At 69.8% G+C, this 11,683-nt stretch carries 9 protein-coding genes; 5 read left to right on the forward strand and 4 right to left on the reverse strand.

The annotated features are described in order from the left end of the window. Positions 1 to 50 precede the first annotated feature (50 nt). Complete coding sequence (locus OV090_RS20335) at positions 51 to 1,811, forward strand: DUF4215 domain-containing protein (protein ID WP_267705531.1); 1,761 nt, start codon at positions 51 to 53, stop codon at positions 1,809 to 1,811. A gap of 71 nt (positions 1,812 to 1,882) precedes the next feature. Continuing rightward, positions 1,883 to 3,262 carry a DUF4215 domain-containing protein gene (locus OV090_RS20340; RefSeq protein WP_267705533.1) on the forward strand — a complete coding sequence of 460 codons (1,380 nt, stop codon included), beginning with the start codon at positions 1,883 to 1,885 and terminating at the stop codon, positions 3,260 to 3,262. Positions 3,263 to 3,277: 15 nt separating this feature from the next. On the opposite strand, the gene OV090_RS20345 is transcribed toward OV090_RS20340, so the two are convergent. After that, positions 3,278 to 3,649 (reverse strand): hypothetical protein, encoded by a 372-nt coding sequence (locus tag OV090_RS20345; protein ID WP_267705535.1) that lies wholly within the window; start codon positions 3,647 to 3,649, stop codon positions 3,278 to 3,280. A 325-nt stretch (positions 3,650 to 3,974) separates the two neighbouring features. Next, positions 3,975 to 4,337 (reverse strand): hypothetical protein, encoded by a 363-nt coding sequence (locus tag OV090_RS20350; RefSeq protein WP_267705537.1) that lies wholly within the window; start codon positions 4,335 to 4,337, stop codon positions 3,975 to 3,977. A 458-nt stretch (positions 4,338 to 4,795) separates the two neighbouring features. On the opposite strand from OV090_RS20350, the gene OV090_RS20355 reads away from it, so the two are divergent. From OV090_RS20355 to OV090_RS20365, 3 genes are all read left to right on the forward strand, one after another. Beyond that, a complete protein-coding gene (locus tag OV090_RS20355) occupies positions 4,796 to 5,287 on the forward strand; it encodes a hypothetical protein (protein WP_267705539.1) in 492 nt (163 codons plus the stop codon). 552 nt (positions 5,288 to 5,839) lie between these two features. Next, a complete protein-coding gene (locus tag OV090_RS20360) occupies positions 5,840 to 6,919 on the forward strand; it encodes a fibro-slime domain-containing protein (protein WP_267705541.1) in 1,080 nt (359 codons plus the stop codon). 175 nt (positions 6,920 to 7,094) lie between these two features. Beyond that, complete coding sequence (locus OV090_RS20365; protein ID WP_267705543.1) at positions 7,095 to 8,231, forward strand: fibro-slime domain-containing protein; 1,137 nt, start codon at positions 7,095 to 7,097, stop codon at positions 8,229 to 8,231. Between the two features lie 43 nt (positions 8,232 to 8,274). On the opposite strand, the gene OV090_RS20370 is transcribed toward OV090_RS20365, so the two are convergent. Next, positions 8,275 to 9,717 carry an RtcB family protein gene (locus OV090_RS20370; protein WP_267705544.1) on the reverse strand — a complete coding sequence of 481 codons (1,443 nt, stop codon included), beginning with the start codon at positions 9,715 to 9,717 and terminating at the stop codon, positions 8,275 to 8,277. A gap of 468 nt (positions 9,718 to 10,185) precedes the next feature. Continuing rightward, complete coding sequence (locus OV090_RS20375) at positions 10,186 to 11,661, reverse strand: lipase maturation factor family protein (protein WP_267705545.1); 1,476 nt, start codon at positions 11,659 to 11,661, stop codon at positions 10,186 to 10,188. Positions 11,662 to 11,683: the final 22 nt, after the last annotated feature.

Below are 11,683 nucleotides of genomic sequence, written 5' to 3' on the forward strand. Positions count from 1 at the left end.
GGCAATTCTGCGCGCCCGACCCGGGCGCCTTCGCTTAGGAGCGCCTTCCGATGATCACCCGCAACGCCGCGGCCCTGCTGTTCTCCTGCATCGCGCTGGCCGGCTGCACTTTCGACGGCACCGGCTTCGGCGAGCAGCCCCCGACGACCCAGGCGGGCACCGAGACCACCGGCACGACGACGTCCACGACCACCGGCGACGTCACCAGCGAGCCGACGACCACGACCGGCCCCGGCGACCTGTGCGGCAACTATCAGCAGGACGCCGGCGAGGAGTGCGACCAGGGGCCGAACGGCAACGGCGTGTGCACCCCGAGCTGCGCCTACAACGTGTGCGGCGACAACTACGTCGGCGCCGGCGAGGACTGCGAGGGTGCGGTCGACGGCTGCGTCAACTGCCAGCTCGCCTCGTGCGGCAACGGCATGATGGACGCCGGTGAGGAGTGCGACGACGGCAACGCCGACGAGACCGACGCCTGCCTCAGCACCTGCAAGAACGCCGGCTGCGGCGACAGCTTCACCCACGTCGGGGTCGAGCAGTGCGACGACGGCAACGACCTCGACACCGACGCCTGCGTCGACGGCTGCAAGATGGCCGTGTGCGGCGACGGCCTGGTGTGGGACGGCAACGAGCACTGCGACGACGGCAACCAGGTCGACGACGACGACTGCCCCAACAGCTGCGGCCCGCCCGGCTGCGGCGACGGCATCAAGTCGCCCGGCGAGGACTGCGACGACGGCAACCAGGTCAACGACGACGACTGCAGCAACGCCTGCAAGAACGCGATGTGCGGCGACAGCATCGTCCAGACCGGCGAGGACTGCGACAACGGCGTGACCCAGAACGCCGACAACGCCGCCTGCACCCTCGCGTGCAAGAACAACACCTGCGGCGACGGCAAGCCGCACATGGGCGTCGAGCAGTGCGACGACGGCAACCAGGTCGACGACGACGAGTGCACCAACGCCTGCAAGAACCCGGTGTGCGGCGACAACATCGTCCAGGACGGCGAGGACTGCGATGACGGCAACGACGTCCAGACCGACGGCTGCCTCGACACCTGCAAGAGCAACACCTGCGGCGACGGCTTCGTCCACATGGGCGTCGAGGACTGCGACGACGGCAACGACGACCAGACCGACGACTGCCTCGATAACTGCGAGCCCGCCTCCTGCGGCGACGGCTGGCTGCACGCCGACTCCCAGGAAGAGTGCGACCACGGCAGCCACAACAACAGCGACCCCACCAAGGGCACGTGCAAGGCCGACTGCACCCGCAGCGGCTTCCTCGTGTTCGTCAGCTCGCAGCTGTTCATCCCCGGCAGCAACAACTTCGACTCGATCGCCGCCGCCGACGCCCGCTGCGCCGACCTCGCCGCCAGCGACATGGGCTGGCTCAAGATCAAGGGCCACAAGTGGAAGGCCTGGCTGGGCGACGGCACCGTCGGCCCCGGCAACAACTTCCACAAGAGCTCGGTCCCCTACTACACCCTCCGCAACACCACCACCGCCAAGATCGCCGACAGCTGGACCGACCTGGTCGACGCCGACATCTTCACCGGCATCGACGTCACCGACAACAACCAGGAGCTGACCGGCGGCTCGGACTGCGACGGCAACCACGTCGTCTGGACCGGCATCAAGGCCGACAACGGCTTCGGCAACCACTGCTCCAAGTGGGCCAGCGGCGACATGGGGATGTCCGCGCTCGCCGGCAGCGTCAAGAAGGACGACTTCGCCTGGACCGAGGGCTGCGGCGAAGTCGACTGCAACCTGTCGGCCCGCATCTACTGCTTCGAGCAGCCGTCGTGACCGGCGGCCCCCGTCAGGCCGCGGCGAGCCAGCGCCTCGCCGCCGGTCCTCTTCGCCATGTCCGAAAGCACATGTTCTTTCGGACATACGCTATTCCGCTCCTGGCCGCGCTGGCGCTCGCCGGCTGCTTCTCCGACCTCGGCCCCGGCGACGGCCCGCCGCCCGGCCAGACCGGCGACGGCGATCCGACCACCACGACCACCAGCGAGGTGACCACCGGCGCCGCGTCGGTGTGCGGTGACGGCCTGCTGCAGGCGGGCGAGCAGTGCGACGCCGGCCCGCTCAACGGCGACTGGGCGATCTGCAAGACCGACTGCACCGTCGCGGCCTGCGGCGACGGCTTCCTCGCCCCGACCGAGGTCTGCGACGGCGGCGACGACTGCCTGCCCGACTGCACCTTCGTGCGCTGCGGCGACGGCATCGTCAACCAGAGCGACGAGCAGTGCGACGACGGCAACCGCGACGACAGCGACGCGTGCGCCCACACCTGCCGCGAGACGGGCTGCGGCGACGGCGTCTTGCAGGACGGCGAGATCTGCGACCACGGCCCGCACAACGGCGACACCGCCGCCTGCACCACCGCCTGCAACCTCGCGGCCTGCGGCGACGGCTTCGTCGGCCCCGGCGAGGCCTGCGAACCCGCCGACGCCGATCCGCCGTGCGACGCCACCTGCGCCCTCGCCAGCTGCGTCGCCAACACCGACCCCGAGCCCGGCGAGGAGTGCCAGGTCACCGAAGACGGCTGCACCGACAATTGCCTGCTTAACGTCTGCGGCGACGGCCTGCTCGCGCTGACCGAGACGTGCGACGACGGCAACCTCGTCTTCGGCGACGGCTGCACGCCCGACTGCCAGCTCGAGATGTGCGGCGACGGCCTGCTCGTCGCCGGCGAGGCCTGCGACGACGGCAACCAGGCCGAAGGCGACGGCTGCTCGGCCACCTGCGAGCGCGACGCCTACTTCGTGTTCGTCACCGCCGAGACCTTCTCCGGCGCGCTCGGCACCGTGGCAGCCACCGACGACCGCTGTCAGAAATCGGCCAAGGACGCCAAGCTGCCGGGCACCTACCGCGCCTGGCTGAGCTTCCCCGGCGCGCCGCCGGCCGCCGACTTCGCGCGCCACGACGCGCCCTACGTCCTGCCCGGCTCGCTGACGCCCGTCGCCGACGACTGGCTCGACCTCGTCGACGGGGACCTCGCCCACGCCATCGATCACACCGCCGACGGCGTCGCGCTCACCGGCGGCCTCGCCTGCAGCGAGCCCGCCGACCTCGCCTGGACCCACACCCGCGCCACCGGCAGCCCCTTCCCCGGCGAACCATGCAGCGGCTGGCTGCTCGGCAGCGGCATCGCGGTCGCCGGCCTCGTCCACGCGACCAACCTCGGCTGGACCGAAGGCTGCCCCGCCGTCGACTGCTCACAAAAGCTGCGCCTCTATTGCGTCGAGCAGTGACGACCGACAGCCGCCTCAAAACACGATCTCGTCAGACGCCATCGTGCATGCGGGCGCGCACCCCTCGCCGTTCGGCCGCTCCACCGCGAATTTCGGCGCCAGGACGACATCGACGAGCAATTCCTCCGCGTGCCACACCTTCACCGCGACCTGCGAGATATCGGTCGAGTTCACCCAAAACCCGGCGAAGGACTGTTTCTCGGGACTCAGCGCGCATCCGTCTTCACCGAAGAAGACGAGCTCTCGCGGATCCTCACAGCTTATGGAGACCGTTTCACACGACGGATCGAGCGGCAAGCTGCCCTCGCAGGTCACCACGTAATCGTCGAGCTCGACGCGAAATCGATAGTCCCCCTGCGCCCACGCCGAATCTGCGATGAAATCCACGACATACCCCGGCGCGCATGCCAGGTCACCGCACCCCCACTCCGAGCAGCCCGTGCCCCCGTGGAGCAGCAGCGCGCCTACGAACCCCGCGATCGCGTGACCGCACCGCATGAGCGAGCTCTTCCCCGGGAGATTGCTCCGTAGCACAGGGCGAATTTACCACGCCTCACCAGGGCACCGCACGCGCCACCCTCATTTCCCTCTCCGATGAACCCTCCGCTGGAGCGCTGCGAGGGCCAATGAAGCGCATCGGCTGCGTCCTCTGACTCACCGTACGAGCATCCGGGCCCAGAAACCCTGTCAATCTGGTCGAGGATCTCGCGCCTCAGTGTGCCAGCCCTTCGGGGAACACGATGACCTCGTAATCAAGATCGTCCGCCCGCTCGAACACGGCCGCGAGCGCGCGCGCCAGCTGTTCCGCATCGAGCTCGGCTGGTTCGGCCGTCACCAACAGGCACGAATAGCCGACCTGGCGCCCTGGATCGCAGCACATGGCGATCCCGTGACCATTGACGCCTTTGACCGCGCTCAGACGATCTCGCTGCTCGGCGTCGACCCGATCGATCAGCGCCGAGCCGGTCGGCCGAGCTCCCGCCGCGCGATGCTCCCAGATCTCCGTACCCGTCACGCCGTCTCGACGGCGGCGGTACTCGCCCGCGACGCCGACAGGCTCGGTGCGCGGAGGCATCAGCGGGCAGAGGGAGGGACTCGACCTCGGAGCGCCCTCCGTACCGCTGTCGGCTGGCGGCGGCTTCGCCGGGACGTCCGCGCCGGGCTCGCGAGGCGGCGGCTCACCCCGGCAGGCGAGCGCGAGGACGATGAAGGTGGCGCAGGATCTCCTGAGCATCGAGCCAGCTTTCGGGAGCAGGGTTCAGGTGACGAAAGTTTCCGCCACGAGCCACGGCGGCAATCAGGATGATGACATCATGCCGCATGGACGAGGGCGCGATCGACAGCGCCCCGCATCGGCTGCATCCTCTGACCGCCCCAGGGCTGGCGCAAACATGACGACCTGGGTCGAATCGGGCGCAAGGCCGACACCGCCCGAAACCCGCCAAGGACGGCTCCGCCGGCTCTTTCCTCTCCTGAGACGAGCCGCGCGAACTTCGGCGCCCCGCTGGACGCAGTCCGCGTATACTCGCTCGAATGCGAATCCTCGGCACCGTCCCGCTCGCGCTCGTGTTCGCCGGCTTCCTCGGCCCGACAGCGGTGCGAGCCGCCTCCACGCCGGTCGTCATCGTCACGCCTCAGGACGGCGACGTCGTCCCGCTGAAGTTCAACGTCGAGGTCACCTACGGCGACGTCTTCTATGGCGACACCGACGATACTGGCGACGCGCCCGCCAACACTGTCGAACTCTGGGTCGACGGCGAGCTCGTCGATAAGTGCTCTCCCTGTACGAGCCCGAACGAGGCCATCTTCGAGGTGGAGCTCACGCCGGGCGAGCACGAGCTCACAGCGGGCGCGAGTTACCTCTCCGCCGCGGTATTCTCGGATCCACTCACGATCACCGTGGCGCAGGAGAAGGACGCGGGAGGTTGCGCGTGCAACACGTCGAATCCTCGCGCGGACGGCCTCCTGTGGCTCGGCGTCCTGTCCCTGTGTCTACGCCGCCGGCGAGCGGGCAGCCATTCATGACGCCGAAATGACCTCGGCCGGGCAAGCACCTGTTTGCAAACACCCGGTGCCACCAATGCCTCGCCACCCCTCGAATCCTCAGCGCGGGCACTCTCACCAATCGCGTCCCGGCCCCATCCGCGGCGCCCCGCTCGCCGGCGAATCACTCCATCCATCGCCGCCACGTGCAGGCGTCTGCGCCGGTCTGGACTGCGATCCACTCGCCTGCGCTTGCGCCTTCGCGGCCCGCGGTGCGCGCCGGAAGCGGACGGCAGTCAGTGGATGACGCGAGCCGCGTATCGCACCGTTGTCATACATCGGTCGCGAATCGGACGACATCGACGGCCGTCGCCGCGCGACTGCGCGCATCGGCATAAAATCCGGCGCCTGTCTTCGCTTTCATTGTGAGCTGTCAATCGATCGACTCGGCGCTCGCGTCGCACCTCGCCGCCCCTCGGGCCTGCCCCGGCGCGCGCGCGCGAAACCGGCTCTTGCCTGCCTGCGGCGATCCGGTACCCTCGCGCAATGTCTAGCATTCAATCTCGCGGGGGCGTGTCGACGCTCCTGGTGGCGATGACGTTTACCGTCGCGTGTGGCAGCCCGGCGAACCAGGGCACCGGCACCGAGTCGGACTCGGACTCGGGCACCGGCCTCACCGCCGTCACCGAGGGCACCGGCGTCACCACCGACAGCACCGCCTCGGGCTCGGCCACGCAGAGCACCGAGGGCGGCGGCACCGACAGCGGCTCCGAGTCTTCGCCGACCACCACGTCGCCGACCACGACCACCACCGACTCCACGGTCAGCGAGACCTCGGACACCAGCACCGCGACGACGACCCCGGTGACCTCGACCACGAGCGAGACCACCGGCGAGACCACGCTGGACGAGACCACGACCACGACCACCGGCGAGACCACGACCACCGGCGAGACAGTCGGCGAGACCACCGACGACACGACCACCACGACCACCGGCGAGCCGCCGCTCGAATGTGGCAACCTCAAGGTCATCTACCGCGACTTCAAGCCGCTGCACACCGACTTCGGCTGTCACATGAACGGCAACATGGCCCGCCCGGGCCTCGTGATGCAGAACCTCGGCGGCGACCAGACCCCGGTCTACAACCCGAACCCCCCGGGCCCGCCGCCCAACTACAGCGGCACGAACCCGCAGATCACCTCCGCCGCCTCGTTCGACGACTGGTACCACACCAAGGCCGACATCAACTTCGAGATCGAAGGCGAGCTCGAGTTGACCGAGATTCAAATGGGCATCTGGAGCTTCCAGAGCAACTCGTTCTACCCGCTCACCGGCCAGGGCTTCGGCAACAACGTCACCCCGAACTGGGCGAACCAGACCTTCCCCGACCGCAACGGCTCGTTCACCACCGAGATCCACACCAACTTCATCTACGAGGCTGGCCAGGTCTTCAGCTTCAGCGGCGACGACGACGTGTGGGTCTTCATCGACGGCAAGTTGGCGATGGACCTCGGCGGCCTCCACGGCCCCGTCAACGGCACCATCAACCTCGACACCCTCGGCCTCGTGGCCGGCAACAGCTACTCGCTCGACGCCTTCCACGCGGAGCGCTGCGACAGCGGCAGCAACTTCCGCATCGACACCTCGATCGCCTGCTTCATTCCGATGTGATCGCCGGCCCCGCGGCGAATGATGCCACCGCCGCGGCCGCTCACCCTTGGCGTGAGCGGCCGCGTGAAGAGACAATCACGCCGCGACTTTCGCGATCGCCCCTCGCGTGACGTTCCCCGACGTGGGCACGAGCACGGCGGCTTGCGGTCGTGCGCAGATCCGCTACATTCGCACGATGTCTAGCATTCCTTCTCGTGGGGGCCCCTCGACCCTCCTGATGGTGATGAGCTTCTCGGTCGCGTGTGGCACCTCGGCGCCGCAGGGCAACGGCACCGACTCCGACGCCGGCACCGAATCGACCGCGTCGACGGACGGCACCGCCACCACCGACAATCCGACCGCCGGCACCGGCTCCGAGACCGACGGCACCGACAGCGGCACCGCGAGCGGCACCGAGTCGACGACGACCACCACCACGGCGCCGACCAGCACCACCGACCCGAGCGCGACGGACACCGACACCGCGACCGCCACGTCGACGCCGGTCACCTCGAGCACGACCACCGAGGGCGAGACCACCACGACCGCCGGCGAGACCACCGAGGGCGAGACCACGACCGCCGGCGAGACCACCGACGCGACTACCGACACCACCACCGACACCACCACCGACACCACTACGACGAGCACCACCGGCGAGCCGCCGCTCGAGTGTGGCAACCTGCCGGTCATCTACCGCGACATGAAGCCGCTGCACTCCGACTTCGGCTGTCACATGTGGGGCAACGGCGTGCGGCCGACCCTCGTGCAGCCGATGCTGGGCGGCGACGGCAAGCCGGTCTACAACCCGCAGCCGGGCCCGACCCTGCCGGGGTACGGCGGCTCGAACCCGCAGATCACCTCGGCCGCGTCGTTCAGCGACTGGTACAACACCAAAGACGGCATCAACGTGGAGATCGCTGGCGAGCTGGAGCTGACGGAGATCCAGCAAGGCATCTGGAGCTTCGAGAGCGAGGAGTTCTTCCCGCTCACCGGTCAAGGCTTCGGCAACAACGTCACCGAGAACTGGGCCGGCGAGACCTACCCGAACCACAACGGCTCGTTCACCACGGAGATCCACACCAACTTCGTCTACGAGGCCGGCCAGACCTTCAGCTTCAGCGGCGACGACGACGTGTGGATCTTCATCGACGGCAAGCTGGCGATGGACATCGGCGGCCTCCACCCGCCGGCCATGGGCACGATCGAGCTCGACTTGCTCGGCCTCACCGTCGGCGAGACCTACAGCCTCGACGCCTTCCACGCCGAGCGCTGCGAGGCGGGCAGCAACTTCCGCATCGACACCTCGATCAATTGCTTCATCCCGATGTGATTCGCGGGCCGAATCACCACACCGCGGCGCCCGCCGCGGCCGCTCACGCCTTGAAGGTCATGAGCGGCCGCATGCGGGCGACCACGTCGCACAGCCCAGCCTCGACCTGGCAGGCGATCACCGGGCCGATCGGCTTGTAGGCCGCGGGCGCCTCCTCGATCCGCCGCTCCTCGCGGAGCGTGATGCAGTCGACGCCGGCGAGGCCGAGGTCCTCGGTCTCGCGGCCGCGCCGGCCCATCTCGAAGCGCGAGGTGGCCCGTCCGGCCCCGTGCGACGCCGAGCCGAGCAGGTGCGGCGAGCCGCGCCCGACCAGCAGATACGACGCCGCGCCCATCGACCCGGGGATGATCACCGGCTGCTCGACCCCGGCCGGGCACGCGCCCTTGCGGGTGATCCAGCGCCGCGCCGGACCCTCCACGGGGAGCGTGATGTTGTGCGGAAGGTCGTACACGAGCGGCGCAGCGACCTCGCCGAACAGCTCGCGCAGGCGCTGCCGCAGCAGCTCGGCGAGCAGCAAGCGGTTGAGGAACCCGTAGTTCGCCGCCGTCGCCTCCGCCTGCATGTAGCCGGCGACGGCCTCGGGCTGATCCGCCAGCGACAGCGAGAACAGCCCCTCCGGCGGGAACTTCTGGCCCTTGGGCCACATGCTGCGCGCCCGGTCGCGCCACATCGCGCCGACGTGCTTGCCGACCCCGCGCGAGCCCGAGTGGATCATGATCGCCACCTGCCCCGCGCGGACGTCCCACTGCCGCGCGCGAGCCCGATCGACGACCTCCTCGACCACCTGGATCTCGACGAAGTGGTTGCCGCCGCCGATCGTCGCCAGCCCGCCGTCGCGCACCACCCCTTCCGCCGGCACGATGTCTTCAGGGGCCCAGCGCGGGTCCCCGTCGAGCGCACCGCCGAGGTGGACGCGATCGATCTCCTGCTCGAGCTGATCGAGGTCCGCGCGCGCCAGCTGCCCGAGCGGTCGCCGGCGCACCGCCGACAGCCACCCGACCAGCCCCTCGCGGAACAGCCCCTGCATCGCCTCCGCAGTCATCGGCAGGTCGCGCGTCGAGAAGAAGTAGTCGCCCTTGAGCCGCTCGACCAACACATCGCGCTTGGCCAGCAGCTGCTCGGCCGACAGGTCGACCACGTGCATGCGCATGCCGCAGTTGATGTCGGTGCCGACGGCCGCGGGGACGACGATCCCCTCGGTCTCGACGATCGAGCCGATCGCCACTCCGGCGTCGCCGGGGTGGAAGTCGGGCGACGCTCGCACCGTCGTCACGCCGCCGCCGGCCGGGTGGCGCAGCGCGGCGAGCCCGGCGAGCTGGCGCAGCGCCTTGGCCTCGACCGGGAAGTCGTCGGGGAGGAGCACCTCGCCCGCGGGGGCATCGGCGACGTCTTTGAGCCGCACACGGTAGACACGACCGTCGCGCTCGACATGGAGGCCCTCGCGCGCGAGCGCGGCGAAGACCCGTTGCAAGTTCTTTGGCTGCATGACACTGGGCTCCTGCGCGCGCGTCGGCCCACGCGCGAGCATTGCGACGCGCCGATTCGGTGGCGCGCGCTTCGTGCCTGTGCGACCTGACCCTCGGGCCGTGTCGTGACGCACAGGTCCTATCCACCCTGGCGCGACGGACAGCCGTGCACCAGGGCCCAGAGAATTCCGAGCAGCAGCCGCGGAACGGCGAGGAAGTTACGAGCACCTCCCGGCGAAGTCAAGCCCGAACCAGCGGCGCGCCGGCGAGCCTCGCGTCACCGCGCCCCGCTCGCGGGCCCACCTCGTCACCTGACCTTTCAGACATCTGATTTTCGCACCCACCTCCACCCGCTCGACCCAGACCTTCGACCACTCATCACCCGCTCGTCCGCCGTCGCCCCTCCCACATCACCCCTGCGGACCCTCGCTGTCTCACCACAATCCCTTCGAGCATGTTCTCACCTGCTCGAGCGCCCCCCCGCTCGCTCACCGCAGCACCTGTCCCTTCGAACAGGCCACGACCAGCTCGGGCGCCACCGCCTCGCGCCGCCACCAGCCGGCCTCCCCCGGCCGGGTGAACCTGTAGCGCCAGAACTGCACCCGCACGTGCGACGGCCGGGCCAGCAGCGGCGTCACGAAGAACCCCTGCGCCCGCTCCGGCTGCTCGCACAGCTGCGTCAGCAGCCGACGCACATACCCGGGCGGCGCTCGCCGGGCTCGCAGCCCGTAGAACCACAGCATGAAGTCGAGCCGCGGCTGGTGCGGCGCCACGATCGGCGGCGCCCGATCGAGCGGCCCCGGCTTGTAGCGCATGTCGTACGTCCGCCACGCCCCCGCCTCGAACCCGGCGAACTCCGGCTCGACGCGCACGCGGGTGATCTGCGCGAACAGGTGATACGCGTTGAACACGTGCCACGGCTCCGCGTACCGCTGCAGCGCCGCCGTCCACCGCCCCGCGCCGGCGCCGAGCTCGACCCGCGCAGTCGCCAGCGACAGCGTCACGTACACGACCCCAAACGCACCCACCAGCCCTGCGCGCAGCCGCGGCCACGCCGGCGCCGACACGTCCTCGCGCGGCAGCAACACCCGCCCCCACACCGCGCGCCCCGGCAGCCGCGCGTACATCTTCAGAAGATCGGCGTCGCGCAGCATGAAAAGGTGCAGCCCCAGCGCCAGCCAGACGAAGAACGCGTAGTTCGCGGTCGCCAGGTTGAGCAGCTGGAACCCCGTCAGCACCACCAGCGCGACCAGCCGCCCGCGACGCCCGCAGAACAGCAGCAGCGGCGCCACCAGCTCGGCGACCAGAGTGGCCCGGCTCTCGAGCGCGTGCCACCAACCGGGCAGGTTGTGCGCGAACCATGCGAGCGGCGCCGGCAGCGGCGCAGTCTCGTAATAATAGGACATCGCGCTGCCGTCGATCCAGTCGCCGATCGGCGAGCCCCATTTGGCCAGACCTGACTCGAAGTACAGCTTGAACGCCGCGAACAGCAGCAGCAGGTGCGCGGTCTTCTGCGGCCGGTCGCGCGGCAGCAGCAGCGCCAGCACCCCGCACTCGACCAGCAGGCTGTCCCACTGGAACTGGAGGAACGGCGCGCCGACGCTGACGAAGCTGAGGTAGAGCAGCGTGGCGATCGCCAGCCACACGCGCGGCCACACGCCGACGAGCGCCAGCGCCCCCGGGATCATCCCCGCAGTCGCGGCCCCGCGCAGCGCCGCGTCGCCCGACTCCCACCAGAACAGCGTCGGCGTCGCAGCCCACCCGCCCGGGCGCGCCCGCGCGACCGCCTCGGCCAGCGGCGACAGACCCTCGGCGCCGAACAGTGGCTCCACCTGCGCCCGCAGCGAGGCGAACGCGATCACGAACACCAGCCCGAGCAGCGCGTGGAACAGCCGTGCGACCACCGGCCCGGAGTCGGGCGAGATCCAGCCGAAGCGGCCGGCCGGCGCAGCGCTGTCCGTCACCCGACGACGGTACGAACCGATG

It is taken from the genome of Nannocystis sp. RBIL2, assembly GCF_026626745.1.
GTDB lineage: Bacteria > Myxococcota_A > Polyangia > Nannocystales > Nannocystaceae > Nannocystis.